Origin of the sequence: Nostoc sp. CALU 1950, from assembly GCF_051172895.1 — a bacterium.
Classification (GTDB): domain Bacteria; phylum Cyanobacteriota; class Cyanobacteriia; order Cyanobacteriales; family Nostocaceae; genus Nostoc; species Nostoc edaphicum_A.
Map to the genome: position 1 here is coordinate 1 of NZ_JBDNJQ010000072.1, position 21,215 is coordinate 21,215.

Consider the following 21,215-nt stretch of genomic DNA (forward strand, 5'->3'; position numbering starts at 1 on the left):
GCTTCAACTACCTGTGGCGAGGCGTTGCCCAACTTGCCCAATGCTTCAGCAGCAGAGTTACGCATATTCTCACTATCATCTTTGAGTAAACCCAGCAGTGCTTCAACTACCTGTGGCGAGGCGTTGCCCAACTTGCCCAATGCTTCAGCAGCAGAGTTACGCATATTCTCACTATCATCTTTGAGTAAACCCAGCAGTGCTTCAACTACCTGTGGCGAAGCGTTGCCCAACTTGCCCAATGCTTCAGCAGCAGAATAAGACACTATCCCACTCTCATCTTTGAGTAAACCCAGCAGTACTTCAACTAACTGTGGCGGGGTGTTGTCCAACATACCCAATACTTTAGCATCAGAGTAAGACACTATCCTAGTCTCATCTTTGAGTAAACCTAGCAGTGCTTCAAATACCTGTGGCAAAGCGTTGCCCAACTTGCCCAATGCTAAAGCAGCAGAGTTACGCACACTCCCACTATCATCTTTGAGTAAACCTAGCAGTGCTTCAACTACCTGTGGCGAGGCGTTGCCCAACTTGCCCAATGCTTCAGCAGCAGAATAAGACACTACCCCACTCTCATCTTTGAGTAAACCCAGCAGTGCTTCAACTACCTGTGGCGCGTTGCCCAACTTGCCCAATACTTGAGCAGCAGAGTAACGCACACTCACATTCTCATCTTTGAGTAAACCCAGCAGTTCTACTAATACCTCCTGTTGTTCACCTAAAGCTGCCCGATATTCTCGCAGTCGCTCTTCATATATCAAATCTGCTGATGCTTTCAACAGTTGTAGTGCTTGAGCTTGAAACTGGGTTTCATTTAAACTGCAAAGAATTTGAAAAACCTGTGATTTAACTTTCCTACCTACTCGCTGAGAATTGTTAACTTCAAGCTCAACTAGTTCTTGCAAAATATCTGTAATCAAATTACCATCAGATAATTTTAAATCTTCTGTTAAACAAGTGCCTGCAAAAAAAAGATTGCGGTGCAGCCATTCTTCATAAGGAGTCTCTTGTTGCAGAATTTCATCAATAATTCTTTTCGAGTTCTTTGGATTTTGTTGAGCTATTAACAGCAACAACACCTCTCGCCAGTGAGAATTGTGTAGATAATCTCGAATGTGATTTAGTACTTCCTGAAATTCTCCTGATTGGCGATCGCGTATTTCTTCACCTGCCAAATATTCCTGAAATGTCTTATGCACAAAGGCATATCTATCTTGACCTTGTTCGTTTAATAAACCACAGCGTTCTGTAATATGGTCAACTAGGCGTTCTGCCTCGGCTTCAGCCTGATGTTTCTTAACTTGATAATTACATTCACGAATATATTCGCTTAATTGCCTAATTAACTCATCTCTATCAATCAGCGTACCACCTTCTTTATCGCTAGTTTCCCCTTGAGAATGAATCCAGTAAGCGAGTTGTCGCATCAATATTTTGATATCGTCCAATTGAATATAATTCAGCTTCCAAGACTCAATCCCCTTGTCTGCATCCCAGTTAATTAATAGCGTTTCAACTGCCTGTTTATACAGTTCATATCGATATCTAGGCAAACGTGCCTCATAGCGATGAATCAAAGCAATAATTGTCAGTAGTAAAGGATTACGTGCTAATAATTTGATGCGTTCTTGTGCTGCTAATGCTTTTTTTAAACTTTCTTGAAGCTCTTGTGCTTTTTCTAGGTTGTTTGACAGTCTGCTGTTATACCATTGCTGAATAAATAAATCAATTTGACTATCATCAAATTTTTCTAGCTGATAATGAGGAAATTCATCTGTACCAAAAAACTCTCGACTATAACCTGCTGGACGCGAAGTTATAATTGCCCGATTTTGAGAATATTGTCCGAGAAAGCTGTGAATTATCTTTACAAACTCATAGCGATCGCTTGGTTTAGCGATTTCATCTAAGCCATCAAGTAAAATTAATGCTCTCCCATCTTCTAACCAATGTTCAAAGAAACCTTTGGGCAATTCTTTAACGTGAATACTATTGGCAAAATTGCGTACATATTCTAAAAGATTCTTCGTTGAAGCTTTGCCTAAGTCTCTAATTCTAATCAAAATTGGCAGTAACTCTAAGTCTGCTGATAAACCGAGTTTTTCAGTCTGCTGTTCAGCCAGCATCACAGCAAAGTAACTCATCAATGTTGTTTTACCAATTCCTGGTTCTCCCAACACAACAAATTTATTGCGTGTACTTTCTTTCAGCAGTTCTTTGGCTGAGAATTTCTTGCCACTACTTTGTTGTTCCCAAACTAAATTTTCCTGGAGTTGCTGGTTGGCTGTCTCTTCTAAAGCCAAATCTAGATTTAATTTTAAACCTGTGCTTGCTCTAACTTCCAACTGCTCAACTACATTAGGCATCACAAAAATTTGTGGTAGTTTAGCAAATTTCTCTTCTTCTTTTGTTTTTACCTTGATGCCGACAAATTCAACACCATCAAAGTAGCCTAGTAGTTGTTTGAGATAATCTGATTTAGCAATTTGAAATTTTAAATATGTATTGGTGTGTTCAAAATAAGCATCTACAAACTTTTTCAGCCAATGTTCAATACTTTTATCGCTAAACTCTAAGTTTGGCTTTTCTGATTTGATTTTGTGGAATATTTGAATTAAAACTTGTAGATTTGGGGTTGTTTTCTCTGTAAAAGGCTTTTGTAATTCTTCTTGAACTCCTGTATCTTTGAAAAATTGGTCTAGAAGTTCTCTAGCTTGTTTGTCATCACAATGATAGAACAAATGCTGTTGATAAGATTGCTCACTATCCCATTCCTCAGCAGATTTGGCACCTGCTTTTAAAGCTTTTTCTAAGTCTGTAGGATTTAATGCACTATTAATTTTTTTAGCAATTTCTGGAGCTACTATTTTTAGTCCTGGGGCAACAATAGCTAATAAATCTACACTCATATTGCTTGGTATATATAGTTTACATACATACTACACGTTTATTAGCTTTGTAAAAAATCTTGTTCCCTCCCCTTAGAGGTTGTTTGAAAAGTCCTCTTATCGGTATCAAAAGTTTTAGATCCCCCTAAATCCCCCTTAAAAAGGGGGACTTTGACTCCAGTTCCCCCTTTTTTAAGGGGGGTTAGGGGGGATCAAAAGTGCCTAAAGTTACAGAGAGAAACTTTTCAAACATCCTCTTAGAAAGGTACGGTGTACACACATCTTTCTAGATAACCAAAATCGTCGTAGATCCCCCTAAATCCCCCTTAAGAAGGGGGACTTTGAGAGCTTTTTGCCTGCCAATTTATCGGGGGTTGGGGGGATCAAAAGCCTGTGGCACAACTCTTCTAGAGTTGTGTGTACACCGTAGCCTTGGAAAGGGGAGGGTTAGGGTGAGGTAAAACTGACACGAAAAACCAAGTGAGTAAGCTATTCCTGGCGATGCCTACGGCTGGCTGCGCCTACTCATTTGTTATTTCGACGTACTCATTTGTTATTTCGACGTACTCATTTGCTATTTCGGCGAACTCATTTGCTATTTCGACGTACTCATTTGCTATTTCGGCGTACTCATTTGCTATTTCGGCGAACTCATTTGCTATTTCGGCGAACTCATTTGCTATTTCGGCGAACTCATTTGCTATTTCGGCATACGCATTTGCTATTTCGGCATACGCATTTGCTATTTCGGCGTATTCTAGCCAATACGCGCTACTTCTGCATATTCCGCTTCATTTGCTCTAATTCATCCTGAGTTTCCCAGCTACGGAACTTCTCTTCTAAGTCATCAAAACCACCAGAAAAATTGCTAGTTTGATTCGACCAACCAATGCTTTCCGAGCGCTGCTGGGTTTGCGCTTTCGCACGGGCTGTCTGTGCTTCGGCCGCTTTAGCTTGCACTTCTTGTCGCCGTTGCTGAATTTTTTGCAGTAGTTCCTGAGATTGGTTAATGCGTTCTTTCAGCCCTTGCATGTGTCCCCAGCGCTGATTTCCTTCGCGCAACAAGGCTGCTTCTCGCTCACCCGCCGCCGCCGCCAAATCCTCTCTATTGGCGTTTTTGGCTTTTTGAATGCGGATATGCCAACGCTGAATTTCTTGAGCGGTGGACAGAATTTCTTCTTCCGATCGCTTCTCTTGTAATTTTAAATCTGCGATCAGCTTTAACGTATCTTCTTCTTGCTCACGCAGCTGTTCTAGCAGCGCCTCTAACTCCAAATGTGGATTGTTACGCAAGAATTCTTCTAAACGGTTTTCTAAAAACCGACTCAAATCATCAAATAAGCCCACTGCTAGAACTCCAGAGATCGGGTGCGTGACTATTTTATTGTAGTAGTCAGGTGGACTTCTGGGTGTTAGTTAGATTTCAAAATTGGGAAGAATGTATTTGGTGAAACTACGCAAATAACCCTGACTTACAAAATAAGGCTTTAATCAGTATGAGTTCTGATTTTCAACCGCCACCTAAGAGCTTGTCCATACTAGCTTCTGTAGGAGGAGTGCTTACCGCTGCGATCGCGATCGCAATTTTAACTGTTTGGTCTAAGCAACTTCCTAAAACTTCTGTAGACCAAACTGCCTCACAGCAGTTGGTACAACCAGATAAAATCCAAAGCCCGATCTCTACTCAAGAAGCTGAAATAATTGCCAGCCTTGATGCTAAATCTGTAGTGTTGCCAGGTCAACCCATTCCTAAAAACCAACTAACGATAGCCATAATTCCATACATTGCTCCTGGAGTTGGAAAGCTGACTCCAGGGGAAACGACAACTGCTCGTCAGGCTTGGTCATACTTCCAGCGTAACTGGAACGATGAAACTGGCTTGATCAATTCCGTTGATGGCTTTGCCTCTGTCAGTATGTGGGATCAGACAGCAGCGATCGCAGCCTTGGTCAGTGCTAGAGAACTCAATATCGTGCCTGCGGCTGAATTTGAAGCCAAAATGAGCAAAATGTTGAAAACTCTGGCATCAATGCCTTTATACAAAGGAGAACTACCCAACAAGGTTTACAATGCTAAAACTCTCGTCCCTGTTAACTATGGTCAACTAGAAAAACGGGAAGAAATTGGTTGGTCAGCCATCGATTTGGGCAGGATGGCAATTTGGCTGAAAATTGTCGGGGCAAAGTATCCAGAAATGCGATCGCAAACAGAAGCAGTTTGGAAACATTGGCAAGTTAAGCGTCTGACCAAAAGAGGACAAATGTATGGTACTGCCGTTGTCAAAGGTAAAGAACAGTACAACCAAGAAGGTCGCTTGGGTTATGAGAATTATGCTGCTTATGGTCTGAAGCTTTGGGGCTTGGATGTTGATAAAGCCTTAGATTATCAGTCCAATGCTGCCTTTGTTGATCTTTACGGACAGGGAATTCCTTACGATCAACGTGACTATAAAAACTCTGGAGCCAATAACTATGTTCTTAGCGAGCCTTATATCTTAGATGGTATTGAAACTGGATTTCAAGCTTTACCTAAAGCTTATGCGGATCGGATTTTAGCTGCTCAAGCAGCACGTTATGAAGCCACAAAACAATTAACCGCCGTCACCGAAGATAACTTAGATCGCCCGCCATACTTCGTTTACAGCAGCCTATTTGTCAACGGAAAATCTTGGGCAACCATTACAGATACTAGAGAACAGCATAACAATTTGCGATTCCTCAGTGCCAAAGCTGCGATCGGCTGGCATGTACTTTATAACACTGATTATACTCGCCAGCTATTTGATTTCGTTCAAGGCAACCTTCAGTCTAAAGAAGGTTGGTACAACGGTTTTTATGAGTCTATGCGTCAGCCAAATAAAACTCTTACCGCCAATAATAACGGTGTTATTTTGGAGAGTCTACTGTATAAGAAAGTTGGGCAACCACTTACCGTTTGGGCAGGAGTCAAGAGTCATAAGTCAACAGAGAAGGCTATCAGAAAACCGTAAGTTATACCATTTCACGAAAATCTTGATACATATAGATTTTTCGTAGGGGTTTAGCAGTGTTCATTAATGTCAACTTAACGTGAAAGCCAGCCCAGAACAAGCCTTTAGATATTGTCTCGTTCCCAGTCTCCGACTGGGAATGCCTGTCTTTGAGGCTCCGCCTCAAGACCAATGAGCAGCATTTCCAGCCAGAGGCTGGAAACGAGATTTGAAAAGGATTTCAGCTTAAGTTGACACCAATGAACACTGCTAAACCCTTACCCACGTATTTGTATCATTATTAGAGTGAAATGGTATAGAGCTAATACCAATTTGAAAAAAGAATGCGACAAATAGACCATTTGTAGAGACGCGATTCATCGCGTCTTTACCCAAAGATGTGTTGCAATCATTAATTGAATTGGTATAAGATTCCCAGGTAATGAAAAACTGGCGTTGCATAATAGAAAGATAAATTAAGGTCATCTACTGTGCAATGTCCATACTGGGAATTTATGGAAATTCGGAAGAATTGCACTTAGATAAATCTATTTATACCTCCATTCAGCAACGCCACCCTATGGCAAAAGTCTCTGAACAGACACTGAAACATCTGCAAATGCTAATGGTGTAACCGTTCCTTGCTTAATAGTATATTCTTCAATATACTTACCATTTTGAGGGTTTCTGAACACAATCATCTGTTTAGCAGATAAACTTAAAACCCAATATTCTTGAATTTCAGCCGTCGCATAAATCGCAGCCTTGATCTCCAAGTCCTTGTTTAAGCTTGTCTTGGCAACTTCTACAATCCAGAATATATCTCTAGGAGCAGGATGGCGATCGTTGTAGGATGACTCTGGAAGTCGAACAATTGCAATATCAGGTTCTGGTTCCGAGTCGGATAGTGTAATAGGCCCATTGAAGCGGACATCAGCTTTACCTAATAGCAATTCTTCTAAATATTTTGCACCTCGTTTTGCTGTGGTGTAGTGAATTGGCGTTTCTGGACTCATCTCAACAATTTCGCCTGCTAGCAGTTCCACATGACGACCACGCAGAATGCCTGCCTCAACCATGCGGTGATAGTCGTCTACAGACCATTTAGCCAAGGTTTTCATAGCAAAATTGCTCACATTCTTGTGATAGACCTAGTTCAATTTTATGGGTTCTTGCTGTTAAAGGTAAGTAAAACTTTCGCTACCAAACTTTACTCATGTTGAGAATAAACCCAGGCAATACCGACTCACCGCTAACGGTAACAGGATTTTCTAAACATTCCTCTGGCAATCCAGGACGATAAATATAAACTTTATGCTGCTTACGGTCAATCAACCAACCTAACTGTATTCCTGGCTCATTCATATATTCCTCCATTTTTTCCTTCAAAGTCTGGAGGTTATCGCTAGGAGATTTGAGTTCGACTACAAAATCTGGACAAATGGGAGCAAACTTTTCTTGTTGTTTTGGAGACAGAGCATTCCACCGTTCTAGTTTAATCCAGGAAGCATCTGGAGAGCGTTCTGCACCTGTTGATAGCTTAAATCCGGTACTAGAGCTAAAAGTTATACCTGTACCATCTTGTTCTGACCACACCCATAACTGTCCTGAGATATTAACTTCTCGGTTTCCTGTCTCTGAACCAGTAGGAGGCATAATTACCAATTCTCCAAATTTATTTCGCTCAATGCGTAAATCACGATTCACCTGACAGAATTCAAAAAATTGTTCGTCTGTCATTTGCATTGATGACGGAATTTGCAAAACCAAAGGGGATGAAAACATCGGAATATCCTCCAGGTTCGGATGCCTAGCCAACTGACTATATTCTCACGCAAAAAAACAAAGACGCAAAGTTATAACTTTACGTCCTTGCTTTTTTATCAAAAATTATTCTCAGATTTACTTGTTAGGCTGAGGAGTCATCCGCAGATAGGGTTTGATTTCCTCGTAGCCTTTGGGGAATTTCTCTTTGAGTACTTCTGGATCTTTGAGTGAGGGGACAATTACACAATCGTCTCCATCTTTCCAGTCAGCTGGTGTCGCCACGCTGTAATTATCAGTCAATTGCAGAGAATCAATCACCCGCAAAATTTCATCAAAGTTGCGTCCTGTGCTGGGGGGATATGTAAAACTCAGGCGGAGTTTCTTATTGGGGTCAATCACGAAAACCGATCGCACTGTCACCGCCGCATTCGCATTCGGGTGGATCATGTCGTAAAGGTCAGCAACCTTGCGATCGGCATCTGCCAAAATTGGGTAGTTAAGGGTGGTGCTTTGAGTTTCTTCAATGTCTCCCACCCAGCCTTTGTGGGATTCAACGTCATCAACGCTGAGTGCGATCGCTTTGACATTGCGCTTGTCAAATTCTGGTTTGAGCTTGGCAACTGTGCCGAGTTCTGTCGTACAAACAGGTGTAAAATCAGCAGGGTGAGAGAACAGCACAACCCAGCTGTCACCTGCCCATTGGTAAAAATCGATGTCGCCGTGTGTTGAGGCTTGCGTAAAGTTGGGTACTGTGTCACCTAGACGGAGAGCCATGTGAGATTCCCTGTAGTTAAGAAAGGCATATATATTCTAGTATGCCATCATGACATAAAACCCCGATTTCCCAATCGGACTATAGCAGTTTGAAACAAAATTTTAGGTTGTCAGCACTTTTGGATAAAGGACGAAAGAGAGGTAAAACTTATTGACTAAAGTACATATATATGCTTTAGTTAGTGTGTTTTCCCTACAGGTTTTTCTTTACATAGAAGAATCAACGCAAATCTACATATTGACCTAAATCCTTATCCCTGATAATTTGTCCCATTTTCTGATACTCTCGACGCAGCGCTCGAATTAAATGTACCATCTCAATTACTCCCCCATCATCTGCTGCTAGAAAAGCTGCTGTCAGCGCAATATAGCGAATATTAGCCCCCGTAATCTCAAAATTTTGTGCCAATAATTCTAAATCAAGATTGTGGCTACAGGGGGCATTTTTTGGGAAAATTCTCTGCCAAATTAGGTGACGATTCTTTGTATCTGGTAAGGTAAACTCGATAATAAATCGGAGTCGCCGCTCAAAAGCTTCGTCAATATTGCTACGGAGATTTGTAGTTAAAATTGCAATACCTTCATACTCTTCCATTTTTTGCAACAGATAACCTACTTCGATATTGGCGTAGCGATCGCGGGCATCTTGCACCTCAGAACGTTTGCCAAACAAGGCATCAGCTTCATCGAAAAAAAGAATGGCATTAGAATTGGTTGCAGCAGTAAAAATGCGATTGAGATTTTTTTCTGTCTCGCCGATGTATTTACTAACTATTTGAGATAAATCAATTTTGTAAAGGTCTAGTTGCAGTTGATGGGCAATCACCTCTGCTGCCATAGTTTTACCTGTACCGGAAGAACCAGAAAACAGAACATTTAGACCTTTTCCTAAAGATAATTTATCTGCAAAACCCCATTTTTGATGTACTAAATCTCGGTATTCTGCTTCTTTGCAAATATCTTGTAGTTGTGTGATTTGGTTGGGGTGCAATACAATATCATCCCAGGTATATTTCGGTTCGATTTTACGGGCGAGGCTAGCTAAATCGTGACCTGATTGAGCGCGAGCTGCACTACATAAGTTTAAAAATGACGGTAGTGATTTTTCTTTAGTTGAGTCAATTTGTTGCCAACGGGCAGTATTATAGGCAGTAGCGACAGCATCGGCAATTTGGTCTGGGGTTAGCAGAAAGCGATCGCACAACACATCTAACTCTCGATCCTCAACAGTTATCTGTGCTGCTTTTAGGTGAGTTTGCCAATATTGTCTGCGTTGACTAGACTCAGGAATTGTAAAGGGAACTGTAATGAACCCGGTTGCGCCTGTAGCTGTGGGTACCCAATTTTGCACCCCTGCGAGGATGGTTATACCCCGATTGTTCTCTAGTTCTTTGAGGAAGGATTGATAGAGAATTTGATGTTCTTGAAGGTAGAGAATATCGAGGTTATCCAGATACAGCAAACGGTGAAAAAACCAGGCTTCTCGCCATAAAAGTTGAAGTTTTTCCTCAAAGGTAGCTTTATCCTCTACCATCCGTGCTAAATCGGCGATTAACAAGGGAACATCCAGGCTTTTGGCGAGGATTTGGGCGGTGCGGCGTTTACCCGTGCTATCAGTTCCTTGAAAATAGAGCAGTAGGGGTTGTTGTTTCTGCCAATCTTCTATCAACAAGGCTTCTAGTGCTGTTTGTACATTTGCCTTGAGATATAAAGTATCAAAATATATGGTTGGTTCTAGTAGTTGACAACAAGAAGTGAGTCGGGAATCTAACCCTGGTTGATGCAATAGCAACCTCACCACTTGGGAGTCGAGTATTAGACGATGAGAAAGAAGTGTAGATTGCTGTTGATGAGGTTCTGGGCAGAGATGGAGCAGACGGTGGTTAATTAGGGGTGAGTTAGTAGTAAAATGCTTACGTCGTGATAGCTTTTCAGGAACGCTAGAACAGAGCAAGTTTAAGACCATATCTACTGTAGGTCTTTTGTTGCTTATATCATCTTGGAGATAGGCATAGAGTTGTTCATAGTGACGATCTAATTCTGGTGCTAGGGAAATAGCGAGTATATCCAAGTCAAAGCTAGATAAACCAAAAGTATTTTGCAACCATACTAAGAGCGAATCTGACCGAATTGTAATAGACGATTGCTCTGATGAGATTTCAGTTTGTTTCAACCATGAAACTTCGACTTTTACCTCAACTTTTTCCTGGGTTTGCAGAGCGAAAATTTCTTGTTTGATTAACCAATCTAATCGTTGCAGCAGAGGTTGCAACCCATTTAAATCAGGACTAATTTCTACTGCTTGGGAGATGGGTTTGGTAAATATCTGCGCTCCTGCGGCTATCGAGTCCACTGGATATTCCTTGGGTGATATATGAGAATGGAGCAGAGTTTTTGGGCAATCGAACTTTTTTGAGTTGAGAAATTAGGCGATCGCACTGGGGTAAGTGCAAGTGTGATTGCTGGGTTTCATTCCTCAACCCAACCTTGTATCTTAAAGGAAATAGTAGATTACGATTATCCATCACCATTCAAATCTTTTAGTGCTTGTTTCATTTGTTGGATGTCTAAAATCAATCCAAAATCTGTTCCAAAACGATAATTTTCGATTCCATTTGGGAGTTGCTTCAAGAGGAGGGAAATGTTGCGTTTGTAATGGAACTCCTGAATCTGGTGTTTGAAGGTTTGCTCTGGTTTTTGAGTACCGTACATGGCAAACCACCACGTTTGGCGATCATAATTGGTCATAGACATACCCGCTGCACTTTCCAGTGATACATTATCACCGCCATCTTTCATAATCACGCCAGCCCAGTGGAAGTTCCATCCCAATGCATTATTTTTAGGACTGCGTAATGTTTCATGGTAATTGCCGCCAATATCGGGGTTTTTGTTGCCGCGCTCTCGGGCTGCTTCTCCGCCTACCAGCTCGCTGACGCACTGAGCGCAATCATTGGGGAGCGCGATAGCACGCGGATAAGCATTTTCACGATTCACAAATGCGTGGAATTTGACTTGAACCTTAGCTATATCTCTAGTCATGGTTTCTAGACTTTCGTGATTTTCATATTCAAGCGTGACTTGTGCTAGCTCTATAAACAGTAAGTCATGCCGATATGGTGCAGCACGACACCAATTATTGAGGCGCATACCGATGATCCTTTTTCTGCTTAACTTTTTGCGCCAGTTGGGATCATGGCTTATTTCATTGTCAAAATCGTTTTTGAACTCTTCCAGATCTTCTTCGACCCAGCGGAGTTCTTGCATATAGCTTTCATGCTTTGACCTCAGCATTTCGTCATCATCCCCCATGGTCGGCTGCAAGTCTTGTTCTTCAGCCGTTGTTGTGCGGGGATTTAAACGTGGTTCAACACGATAATAAGTGGTATTGCCGCCGTAATTTTTAGCCACGCCTTGGTGTAATAAGTATTTGCTACCTTTAATATCGAGTACCAAATTGGATGTGGTAAATTGAGTGGCTGTTGCATAGACATCTTTTTGTCCTTCCCAGACGATATTCATATTTTCTGAAATGCGATTGGAATCAACCTGAAAGAAACCTTGTATGGGCGCATTGCTTGGCGGCGATGCGTGCAGTTGCAATTGCCTTCTTGGTAAGCTATAGCTGGCGCTCATAGCCTTAGCTCCCATCACATCTGCTTCATGCTCCAGCCCCTTATCATCATTGATTGAAATCCCACTTTTCATCTGCCTAGTCGGCTTTACGTGGCCCTGCGCCTGCTGGACGATGTGCCAAGCTTCATGAGGTAAATGCTGCTCTTGTCCTGGTGCAACATAAATATCCGTCCCTTGTGTGTAGGCTAACGCTTGCAACTCAGCGGGTTTAGAGGAATTGTAGTGAACCTTCACATCATCTATCACCATTCCAGAGAGATTTTCTATCCCGGCTTTCAGGTTATCTGGTAATCCCGTTCTGTTTTCTGGTTGTACCTCAGACATTCCAACATCGTCATTTCCCTTCGCTTGGATGGGTGCATCCACCTGCCCAGCATCATCCCACAGCTGCGCGGAAATACCTTGAAATTCAGGAACCCACTGGGTTTGCTTCCCTGCCAAAATATTTTGTGTTGACCTTGTACCGATCGCACTCTCTAACTCCTGTCTCTCATCCCCACTCACGCTATTTGGGTCTTGTTGCACTCTCTGCACAACTGAAGACAATGATCCATAACTGGGACTAGAGGCAATCTCTTTACTTATTGGCGTTGATGGCAGCGAGGGTGCAACTTTTTGAAATATTTGTTTTTGGTACATAGTTAATCTCCGGCATTCGATTAGGGATTGCAATAAAAAATACTGCTTATATATACTTAAGTGCTTATGTAACTTATAGTTTTTGCGTATTTATTGTATATGGTATTAGTAGCCTAAATTATTACATTGATATTTCACAACACTGAGAAAAGTCCAACTCAATTATTATCGTTGCAGAAAGATTTTGCAACGTCAAATTCCTTATTTTAAATTGAATCAATCGATTTTAGCAGATTTTTCTGAAATTACAGTTTTTGCAAATATTACTAATAGTTACAATATTCTTGACAATGTTTCATGTATATTTTATTCATAAAGCTAGTAACTGGTTGTATTATTTTGAACTAGCAGTTATTTTCTTTCATAAGCTTTCAAAATGAGCAGTGTCATAAAAAAAACATTGTTTAGATTATGTTAGATGGTCTAGACACTACTTTAGAATTGCTATTGAAGCGAGAACTTCCACCTGATGTTCCTTCTGGAGACACGGAAGTTTTTATCAGTTTTGTTACGCCTTATCAAGGAGCAATCAAACAAAAGCCAGCGATTAATTTATTTCTTTATGATGTGCAGGAGAATCTGGAGTTACGCAGTAGTGCTTGGTCAGTGGAACGCCAAACTAATGGCAGAGCAATTAGAAAACGTCCCCCAGCTAGGGTAGATTGTTCATATCTAATTACTGCTTGGCCACAACATGAAGAGGATGTCCAGACAGAACATCAACTTTTAGGAGCAGTGATGAAGGTGTTGCTGCGACATCGAAAACTTCCCGAACCCTTGATTGCAGATAACTTGGAAGCACAAGAACTTCCTTTAAGACTAATTAGTTTACGTCCCAGTAACTTACAAAGTTTTGGGGAATTCTGGCAAGCAATGGGGGGGAAAGAAGGAACTAGACCCAAGGTTGTCTTGCATTGTACTGTCACCATCTCCGTTCCTGTGGATGAAGCAGGAGAAGAAGCGGGACTGGTGGGAGTTCATCAACCAAACTCTTAGTTTCAGGAGTAGCGATGCTCGAACTATCTATAGTTAACCAACAAATAGCGATCGCAGGTAAAGTTTTGCAAGGAGAAACGCAAAAGAATATTTCTGGTGCAATAGTTGCAATTATTGAGATGCCAGAAAAATTCCGGGCTATTTTATCTCTAAAAGCACTGCAATCCGGTTCGCAATGGGAAAAAATGCCTGAGCGACCTGACCGCAAAATTACCAGCAATGATGGTTATTTTTACTTTACTAATTTACCCCCTGGGGAATATCTTTTAGAAGCATCGTTACCTACCAGCCCAACTCGATACAACAAAGCTAGGAAAGAAGTTCAAGTATCTTCCCCTGTCAATGGCAAAATTCCCGCGACGATGGCAGATATTGTGCTTTCACCCACGGGAATTAAAGGAAAAATTACTGATGCAGACGATTCAAAAAAGTTGATTACAAATGCCAAAGTACAGATTCAAGATAGTGGAGATAGTACCATTAGTGACCAACAAGGTAATTATCGCTTAATCGGATTAGAATCGCCAAAATCAGGTCAGCGTACCATTACCATGATTGTCTCTGCGACAGGTTATCAACAAGTTTCTCAGTCACTCAATATTCAGCGCGGGCAAGTAATTGCAGAGCAGAATTTTGCTCTAAAACCCAAATAAATACTCAATTTTTTTAGGATAAGTAAATAGGCACAATAATCAACTATATGAGGAAAAATAAACTAAGCTAAAACTCTTATACCTATTGCCTATTGCCTATTCCCTATTTGCCTTCTTACTTATATCAAGGAGCTAATGAAATGCCAACCTATCTTTCTCCAGGTGTTTACGTTGAAGAAATAGCTTCCGGTTCTGCCCCAATTGTAGGAGTTGGAACCAGTATTGCCGCTTTTATTGGCACGATTAAAGCCAATGCTTGGTCATCAACTAATACTAACAATACCTCAATTAAGTCTGTGGGTAGTCCTACAAGTCCAGTTGAGATTGGTGAAGGTAAAGGTGGAAACCAAAAAAATTATTCCCTATTGTCAGGAGATTATCCACTAGTTACCACAGTGGGGACTTATGGCTTCTTCGTTGGTGGGAATCCTGTTAATTTAGATGATACAAACCCTATTACCAATAGTGATGCAGACAAATCTGCAACCGTAAAATTTAAAGATGCGATTCCTTCAGGAGAAAAAATTACTGGATATTACCAAGTTCAACTACCTGTAACAGTAATTCCCAGCGACTCCAACATCGCTCAAGAAGGGGAAATTAAATTAATCACAAACTTTAGTGAATTTAAGAAATTCTTTGGTGACTTTTTACCACCTAGTGGCGATACCCAAGGACAAAACACCTTAGCTCATGCAGTTTATGGCTTTTTCAGAAATGGTGGAACTCGTTGTTATGTCACCTGGATATCTGGAGAAAATCAACTTGCTGGCGTTTTAGATGCCTTTGAAGCTATTGATGAAATCACTATTGTCGCTGCACCAGGAAATTTAGCCCTCAGAGATGATATCAAAGACCATGCGGAAAAACTAGGCGATCGCATTGCGATTCTGGATAGTCTAGATACCATCGACCTTAGCAGCACAGGAGTTGTAAATACCCTTAAACCCTTCAACTCTGCCTATGCAGCATTATATTTCCCGTGGATTCAAGTTTTCGATCCTGCAAGCAATAGCAATATTTATATTCCCCCAAGCGGTCATATTGCGGGAATTTATGCACGGGTTGATGGCCAAAGGGGAGTACACAAAGCCCCTGCCAATGAAACTATTTTGGGAGCCTTAGATTTAAAATATAATCTCAGCAAAGCCAAACAAGATGGGCTTAATCCCGATGGCATTAACGTTATTCGCAAGTTAAACGGGAACATCCGCGTTTGGGGTGCGCGTACCTTGGGCGGAGATGCAAATACAGAGTTTAAATACGTCAATATTCGCCGTCATTTTAGTTACCTGCGAGACTCCATTGATAAAGGGACTCAATGGACAGTTTTTGAACCCAATACCCCCGAACTCTGGGCAAAAATCCGCCGCAATATCAGTGCTTTTTTATTGATAGAGTGGCGCAAAGGTGCATTATTTGGCACAACACCCCAAGAAGCCTTTTATGTGAAATGTGATGCCGAAACCAACCCCCCAGAAGTGCGGGATTTGGGTCAAGTTGTCACAGAGATTGGTCTAGCAGTGGTGAAGCCGGCAGAATTCGTGATTTTCCGTCTCAGTCAATGGACTGGGACGGGAACGTAGGGGATAGGGAATAGGGAATAGGGAATAGGCAAATAGGCAATAGGCAATAGGTAGGAGGTGATCTCAAGGAAACAAGTTTCACAGGAAAGTATGAAAGTGGTTTTTCCCTACTCCCCACTGAAAATAATGACAAATGACCAATGACCAATGACCAATGACAAATGACAAATGACAAATGACAAATGACAAATGACAAATGACAAATGACAAATGCCGACTTTAGAGCCAAAAATACCAGGTATCTCTTTAAACTATGTCGTTCCTACTCCAAAACCTGAGTTACTGACAGGTGTTCCGGTATTCTTTGGCTTGACATCGCTTAAAGAGGGAGTGAACGAACCAAAAAAGCTAACCTTGGCGACGCATTTTCAGCAATATTTTGGTCAAGCCAAGGGATATTTAGGAGATGCAATCAAAGGATTTTTTGAAAACGGAGGTCGTCTTTGTTATGTTATAGCCTTATCTGACAATACTCTTAAGGCTCTCCAACAAGGTTTAGAGACCAGCGAAGTCTTAGAAAATGTTGATTTGGTTTGTGTTCCCGACATCATGCTTGGTTCAGATGCGGAAGTTATTCAAAAGCAACAAGCTATTTTAAAACATTGCGAGCAGATGGGCGATCGCTTTGCCATTCTTGATGCTTTGAATGATGGCGAAAAACTAGATTGGCAACGCCGAGGACTTGCTAGCCACAATGGGGCATTATATGCACCTTGGTTAAAAATAGAACATCGTTTAGAAGCGATTCCTCCCTGTGGTCATATTGCCGGAATTTATGCAAGTTGCGATCGCACAGTCGGAGTACATGGCGCACCTGCTAATATTCCACTTGCAGGGGTACTGGATCTCAGTTTTCCCCTAACTCCCACAGACCAAGAACAGCTGAATCCAAAAAACGCAGCGGGAGTCAATTGTATTCGCAGCTTCCAAGGACGAGGTATGCGAGTCTGGGGAGTGCGTACCCTCAGCCCCATCGCTGAATGGCAATATGTCAACGTGCGTCGCTTATTTCTCACCTTTGGACGCTGGGTAAATCGTAACTTAGCCGATACAGTCTTTGAACCCAATGCTTTTCCTTTATGGGTGCGACTGCAAAGGGAATTAAGCGTTTATTGTGAATCTTTATGGCGACAAGGTGCTATCCAAGGTGCTTTGCCCCAAGAGGCATTTTATGTCAAATGTGATGCCGAAACTAATCCCCCTGAAAATCGAGAAATGGGACAAGTAATAGCAGAAGTTGGTTTAGCCCCCACTATTCCAGGGGAATTTATTCAACTTTTAGTTGTTCAAAGTAGTAGCGGAATTACATTGATATGAAGGCAATAGGCAATAGGGAATGGGCAATAGTAAAAAAGTGGAAAAAGGAGGTAGATATGTGTTGAGTGTTTCAAAAATTAAATGGCAATTATATAGGACTCATCTTTGATTGCGTGAAAAAACTCCATACAACTCAAAAAGCCTTCTTGCCTATTGCCTATTGCCTTCCTAAACAAGTAATACCAATTTGAAAAAAGAATGCGACAAATAGACCATTTGTAGAGACGCGATTCATCGCGTCTTTACCCAAGGATGTGTTGCAATCATTAATTGAATTGGTATAAGTTCAAAAATCAAAGCAGATTCCTATATAACTGATAATTGTTAGTTCCAATTTATTGCAGGAGGTTCTTTTATGCCCACAATTTCTAATCCCCACGACCCATACAGTGGTTATAATTTCTGGGTGGAATGGGATGGTATTGTCCATGCTGGTTTTCGTGAATGTAGCGGTTTGACAGCAACTCGCAATGCAGGAACTTACCGAGAAGGAACAGATAAAGCATTAAACCAACGTCAAATTCCCGGTCTTAATACTTATGGCAACATTACCCTAAAACGGGGAATTACCGACAATAAAGAACTGTGGGAATGGCACAAAAAATTACAAAATGGTGAAACAGATCGTCGTAATCTTTCCATTATTTTGGCTGATGATAAAGGAGAAGAAAAAATTCGTTGGAATTTAGAAAATAGTTGGCCTACTACTTGGAATGCTCCAGATTTTAATGCTACCTCAGACGAAGTAGCGATAGAAACTCTCGAATTAGTTCATGAAGGTATTACCATTGGTTAATATTTCCCTTCCGCAAAATCATGCAGCAAACTGAATTTCCTTTTATCTTGCCTCAAGGATATCTAGACTCGGAAAGTAACACTCACCGTGAAGGCATAATGCGCCTTTCCACTGCCTATGATGAAATTGCCCCCATCCGAGATCCAAGGGTGCAAAAAAATCCTGGTTATTTGGTGATTATTCTCTTAGCAAGGACGATAGTCCAACTAGGAACATTAGACCAAATTAATACCAAAATAATTGAGGGTTTATTTTCAGGAGATTTAGTCTATTTACAGGATTTTTATCAAAGGATTAACCAAAACGGTCATAGTCGTCTGCGGGTAGCTTGTCCCCACTGTGACGGAGAGTTTGAAGTGGAAACTATTCCCGTGGGGGAGTAGTTTGCTACCCCACAGAACGACTGCTGGAGGAGGTAGCTTACCTCGCCTACCATTTTCATTGGTCTTACGAACAGATTATGACAATGGAACACCGAGAACGTCAGCAGTGGGTGACGCAGGTAGCACAAATTAATCAGCGACTTAGCGATTGAACAGGAAAAAAATGAATCCCAAACTTATCGCACTCAATGCAGCTTTAGCCGCAGGTTCAACAGCCAGTTTACTGGGACACGATCCCTACATGGCTTATAATTTTGCCGTGGAAATTGGAGGAGTTGTTATTGGTGGTTTTAGCGAGGTTAGCGGTTTAAGTAGCGAAATTGAGTTGGAATCTTATCAGGAAGGAGGCTTAAATGATTTTACTCATAAATTCCCCAAACATACTACCTATCCAAATTTGGTTTTGAGTCGAGGATTGGTAAATATTGATTTGTTTTATATTTGGTATAAAGCAACTAGTCAAGGGTGGATTCAGCAGTTGAACGGTACGATTCTCTTACTTAATAGTCAGCAAATCCCGGTGATGTGGTGGACGTTTAAAAAAGCATATCCCGTCAAGTGGGAAGGGCCAAGCTTTAACGCTAGTAGCGATGAAATTGCTGTAGAAAAAATTGAATTGGTGCATCAAGGAATTTCTAAGTTATAGGAATATAGAGGGAATAGGTGATAGGTAAGGAGGTTTTTATAGTTGTATTCAGCTTTGTAAAAATCGCATAGGAGTTTTATGTTGCATCATGGCAAATTTATCTAATTGGCAAGATTCACTTGATGAGGGGTTAGTAAATCGCCTCCATCGTCCCTTGCGTCAACCGGGAATGATGAAAATGGCGATGAGTCAGCGCATTATTAATCGTTGCGATCGCTTTTTAAATCGTTTGCCTCTTTTGAATCAACAAATGCAACGCTGGGGTAATACTAATACCCTATCATCTGAGCCTATGCCGATTGTTTATGCACAGCCTGTTTCATTAGCAAAAGAACAAGAAGTAGAGAATAGGCTACATAATTCTCTGCCAACTGTCTCCCAAGTTGAGCCTTCGCCTAATGTAATTCAAAGAAAAATAGATTCTTCTGAATCTTTACCAATTAGAACAGTTACTAATACTACCCCTGCACAAAATATTACAGATTTATCAAGTTCTAATTTTGCGGATGACACAACCCAATCTTTAACTTTAGAAACGCCAATTAATAAAACCTTTATATCTTCATCTGAAGTTTCAGTAGTTTCGCCACAACCCATTGCTGAACAATTACCAAAAATAGCAGAAATGGCGTTAGTAGATTTGACAAACTCGCAAACATCTTTGCCTAATAGCGCTGAATCAAATCTCAATCACCCATCTCAATTGAATGCAGACACCACTTCTATCTCTTCACCAAAAATCCCCATAGTTTCGCCACAATCCATTGCTGAAAAGTTACCACAAACAGCAGAAATGTTGTCATCACAAGAATTTCCCAGCCTTCCTGATGTGACATTACCTATTATTCAAGCAAAACTCCAGATTGATTCCAGATCACAGCCATCTCTTCCTATTGTTAATGATTTAAATAATTTAGCTGACCAACAAGAAACACAAGCAGATAATTATGGAGACAATATAAGCTCAATCAAGCACGAAAACTTAATATATCAAATCTCCTCAAAACAACTTCCCATTGTCACTGCACAACCTCTAACTCCTCAAGTTAATTTGAATAAGCAAAAAATATCATTTGCTATCAATTCATCAATTTCTCAAAATCAACCTGCAACGACCTTCAACACACAGCCTGTTACTATTTCTACCTCACAAATTAATCAAAGTAATCACAAGCAAAACATATCTCCCCTTCCTGTTGTTTCTGTAACTTCTCCAAGTAACACATCCTTAAAAACTGAATCTTTGCCTTTACCCATAGCTAAAGCTAATCCATCATCAAAGAGTAATAGCCAGCAATCGAACCTATCGAACCGCAATTCAATATCAAATACGGATTCTTCATCAACTCCTAGAAGTTTTGCCAGTCCTGTATCACCAACAGAAACCTCAGTTTCGCCAATAGAAACTCAATCCAATATTGATGTTGATGCTATCGCTAGTCAAGTTGAACGCAAACTAATGCGACGGTTAGTAATTGAAAGTGAACGCAGAGGAAAAAATCGATGGCACTAGAGAAATTAACTATCAAAGCTGAAAAAAATAACCCAGGAGACTTTGCTGATAAATTTAAAGTTCTTTTTAACCCTAATCAAGTGGAAATTGTCAAAACAGGCTGGTCAATGGGAAATTATGGCCCAGTTGCATCTAAAGAATTAACTCAACTTAGTCTTGATTTGTTCTTTGACACCACCCTGATAGGATTTCCCCCAGAAAATGTCCAAAACTATACCCGCAAAATTTTTAGTTTGACTCAGCCTCGCATTGGCAAAAATCCCAAACGTCCCCCTCGTTGTCAACTGATTTGGGGAACTATATCGGGTAAAGATAGCTTGTTATTACCTGATGGTTTTTTAGAAAGTGTTACTAAAAAACTGACTCATTTTCTTGAAGATGGTACGCCTGTCAGAGCCACCTTAACTTGTAAATTTAAAGAATGGAAAGAACCGAAAAAAAAGGCAAAGATTGCTAATCCCATTGATGATCCTGTGAGAATCGTTAAACGAGGAGAAACTTTAAGTAGTATCGCCACTGAAGAATATGGAGATCCCGCTTTATGGCGTGTAATTGCCGCAGAAAATCGCTTAAACAATCCTCGTATCTTAAATCCTGGAACTGTGCTGACAATTCCTCCTTTGCGAATTACTAGCCTGACTCAGAGGAGTTAAAT

Annotated in this window: 17 protein-coding genes and 1 pseudogene; 11 read left to right on the top strand and 7 right to left on the bottom strand. The window is 40.9% G+C overall.

The features are described 5' to 3' along the window. On the bottom strand, nucleotides 1-2,906 hold a 2,906-nt coding region (locus ABF638_RS19770), incomplete at its 3' end, for a HEAT repeat domain-containing protein (protein ID WP_435024701.1). Nucleotides 2,907-3,656: 750 nt separating this feature from the next. Beyond that, complete coding sequence (locus ABF638_RS19775; RefSeq protein ID WP_069069332.1) at nucleotides 3,657-4,232, bottom strand: TIGR04376 family protein; 576 nt, start codon at nucleotides 4,230-4,232, stop codon at nucleotides 3,657-3,659. Nucleotides 4,233-4,381: 149 nt separating this feature from the next. Between ABF638_RS19775 and ABF638_RS19780 the strand changes: the two genes are divergently transcribed. Next, on the top strand, nucleotides 4,382-5,875 hold the full coding sequence (locus ABF638_RS19780; RefSeq protein WP_435024702.1) for a DUF3131 domain-containing protein: 1,494 nt from the start codon (nucleotides 4,382-4,384) through the stop codon (nucleotides 5,873-5,875). A gap of 557 nt (nucleotides 5,876-6,432) precedes the next feature. On the opposite strand, the gene ABF638_RS19785 is transcribed toward ABF638_RS19780, so the two are convergent. The 5 genes from ABF638_RS19785 to ABF638_RS19805 form a co-directional block, all read right to left on the bottom strand. Next, a complete protein-coding gene (locus tag ABF638_RS19785) occupies nucleotides 6,433-6,975 on the bottom strand; it encodes a Uma2 family endonuclease (protein WP_435024703.1) in 543 nt (180 codons plus the stop codon). 79 nt (nucleotides 6,976-7,054) lie between these two features. After that, on the bottom strand, nucleotides 7,055-7,639 hold the full coding sequence (locus ABF638_RS19790) for a Uma2 family endonuclease (protein ID WP_435024705.1): 585 nt from the start codon (nucleotides 7,637-7,639) through the stop codon (nucleotides 7,055-7,057). 117 nt (nucleotides 7,640-7,756) lie between these two features. Continuing rightward, nucleotides 7,757-8,395 (bottom strand): peroxiredoxin, encoded by a 639-nt coding sequence (locus ABF638_RS19795; RefSeq protein ID WP_435024706.1) that lies wholly within the window; start codon nucleotides 8,393-8,395, stop codon nucleotides 7,757-7,759. Nucleotides 8,396-8,615: 220 nt separating this feature from the next. Beyond that, entirely contained in the window at nucleotides 8,616-10,748 is a 2,133-nt protein-coding gene (locus ABF638_RS19800; RefSeq protein WP_435024707.1) for an ATP-binding protein, read from the bottom strand. 164 nt (nucleotides 10,749-10,912) lie between these two features. Next, entirely contained in the window at nucleotides 10,913-12,670 is a 1,758-nt protein-coding gene (locus ABF638_RS19805; RefSeq protein WP_435024708.1) for an eCIS core domain-containing protein, read from the bottom strand. 411 nt (nucleotides 12,671-13,081) lie between these two features. Between ABF638_RS19805 and ABF638_RS19810 the strand changes: the two genes are divergently transcribed. The 10 genes and pseudogenes from ABF638_RS19810 (at nucleotide 13,082) to ABF638_RS19855 (ending at nucleotide 21,213) form a co-directional block, all read left to right on the top strand. Next, nucleotides 13,082-13,666: a DUF4255 domain-containing protein gene (locus ABF638_RS19810; protein WP_435024709.1), complete on the top strand. Its 585-nt coding sequence runs from the start codon at nucleotides 13,082-13,084 to the stop codon at nucleotides 13,664-13,666. Between the two features lie 14 nt (nucleotides 13,667-13,680). Next, nucleotides 13,681-14,319, top strand: a complete 639-nt coding sequence (locus ABF638_RS19815) for a carboxypeptidase regulatory-like domain-containing protein (protein ID WP_435024710.1) — start codon at nucleotides 13,681-13,683, stop codon at nucleotides 14,317-14,319. A gap of 140 nt (nucleotides 14,320-14,459) precedes the next feature. Then, complete coding sequence (locus ABF638_RS19820) at nucleotides 14,460-15,905, top strand: phage tail sheath family protein (RefSeq protein WP_435024711.1); 1,446 nt, start codon at nucleotides 14,460-14,462, stop codon at nucleotides 15,903-15,905. A gap of 210 nt (nucleotides 15,906-16,115) precedes the next feature. Beyond that, nucleotides 16,116-17,222, top strand: coding sequence for a phage tail sheath family protein (locus ABF638_RS19825; RefSeq protein ID WP_435024712.1), 1,107 nt, complete (start codon nucleotides 16,116-16,118; stop codon nucleotides 17,220-17,222). 355 nt (nucleotides 17,223-17,577) lie between these two features. Next, nucleotides 17,578-18,018, top strand: coding sequence for a phage tail protein (locus ABF638_RS19830; protein ID WP_435024713.1), 441 nt, complete (start codon nucleotides 17,578-17,580; stop codon nucleotides 18,016-18,018). A 20-nt stretch (nucleotides 18,019-18,038) separates the two neighbouring features. After that, nucleotides 18,039-18,401, top strand: coding sequence for a hypothetical protein (locus ABF638_RS19835; RefSeq protein ID WP_069069340.1), 363 nt, complete (start codon nucleotides 18,039-18,041; stop codon nucleotides 18,399-18,401). A 17-nt stretch (nucleotides 18,402-18,418) separates the two neighbouring features. Continuing rightward, a pseudogene (locus ABF638_RS19840) lies at nucleotides 18,419-18,553 on the top strand (DUF6760 family protein); the annotation flags it as partial. A gap of 11 nt (nucleotides 18,554-18,564) precedes the next feature. Then, the gene (locus tag ABF638_RS19845; protein WP_435024714.1) at nucleotides 18,565-19,047 is read left to right on the top strand and encodes a phage tail protein; all 483 of its coding nucleotides are present in this window, start codon (nucleotides 18,565-18,567) and stop codon (nucleotides 19,045-19,047) included. Between the two features lie 88 nt (nucleotides 19,048-19,135). Continuing rightward, entirely contained in the window at nucleotides 19,136-20,560 is a 1,425-nt protein-coding gene (locus tag ABF638_RS19850; protein WP_435024715.1) for a hypothetical protein, read from the top strand. Further along, a complete protein-coding gene (locus tag ABF638_RS19855) occupies nucleotides 20,551-21,213 on the top strand; it encodes a LysM peptidoglycan-binding domain-containing protein (protein ID WP_435024716.1) in 663 nt (220 codons plus the stop codon). Before ABF638_RS19850 ends, ABF638_RS19855 begins: the two co-directional genes overlap by 10 nt. Nucleotides 21,214-21,215 lie beyond the last annotated feature (2 nt).

Excerpts from the sequence above, each read along its gene's own strand:
- ABF638_RS19780 (WP_435024702.1), top strand. The coding sequence starts at position 4,382 with ATGAGTTCTGATTTTCAACCGCCACCTAAGAGCTTGTCCATACTAGCT.
- ABF638_RS19785 (WP_435024703.1), bottom strand. The coding sequence starts at position 6,975 with ATGAAAACCTTGGCTAAATGGTCTGTAGACGACTATCACCGCATGGTT.
- ABF638_RS19790 (WP_435024705.1), bottom strand. The coding sequence starts at position 7,639 with ATGTTTTCATCCCCTTTGGTTTTGCAAATTCCGTCATCAATGCAAATG.
- ABF638_RS19795 (WP_435024706.1), bottom strand. The coding sequence starts at position 8,395 with ATGGCTCTCCGTCTAGGTGACACAGTACCCAACTTTACGCAAGCCTCA.
- ABF638_RS19805 (WP_435024708.1), bottom strand. The coding sequence starts at position 12,670 with ATGTACCAAAAACAAATATTTCAAAAAGTTGCACCCTCGCTGCCATCA.
- ABF638_RS19810 (WP_435024709.1), top strand. The coding sequence starts at position 13,082 with ATGTTAGATGGTCTAGACACTACTTTAGAATTGCTATTGAAGCGAGAA.
- ABF638_RS19815 (WP_435024710.1), top strand. The coding sequence starts at position 13,681 with ATGCTCGAACTATCTATAGTTAACCAACAAATAGCGATCGCAGGTAAA.
- ABF638_RS19820 (WP_435024711.1), top strand. The coding sequence starts at position 14,460 with ATGCCAACCTATCTTTCTCCAGGTGTTTACGTTGAAGAAATAGCTTCC.
- ABF638_RS19825 (WP_435024712.1), top strand. The coding sequence starts at position 16,116 with ATGCCGACTTTAGAGCCAAAAATACCAGGTATCTCTTTAAACTATGTC.
- ABF638_RS19830 (WP_435024713.1), top strand. The coding sequence starts at position 17,578 with ATGCCCACAATTTCTAATCCCCACGACCCATACAGTGGTTATAATTTC.
- ABF638_RS19835 (WP_069069340.1), top strand. The coding sequence starts at position 18,039 with ATGCAGCAAACTGAATTTCCTTTTATCTTGCCTCAAGGATATCTAGAC.
- ABF638_RS19845 (WP_435024714.1), top strand. The coding sequence starts at position 18,565 with ATGAATCCCAAACTTATCGCACTCAATGCAGCTTTAGCCGCAGGTTCA.
- ABF638_RS19850 (WP_435024715.1), top strand. The coding sequence starts at position 19,136 with ATGGCAAATTTATCTAATTGGCAAGATTCACTTGATGAGGGGTTAGTA.
- ABF638_RS19855 (WP_435024716.1), top strand. The coding sequence starts at position 20,551 with ATGGCACTAGAGAAATTAACTATCAAAGCTGAAAAAAATAACCCAGGA.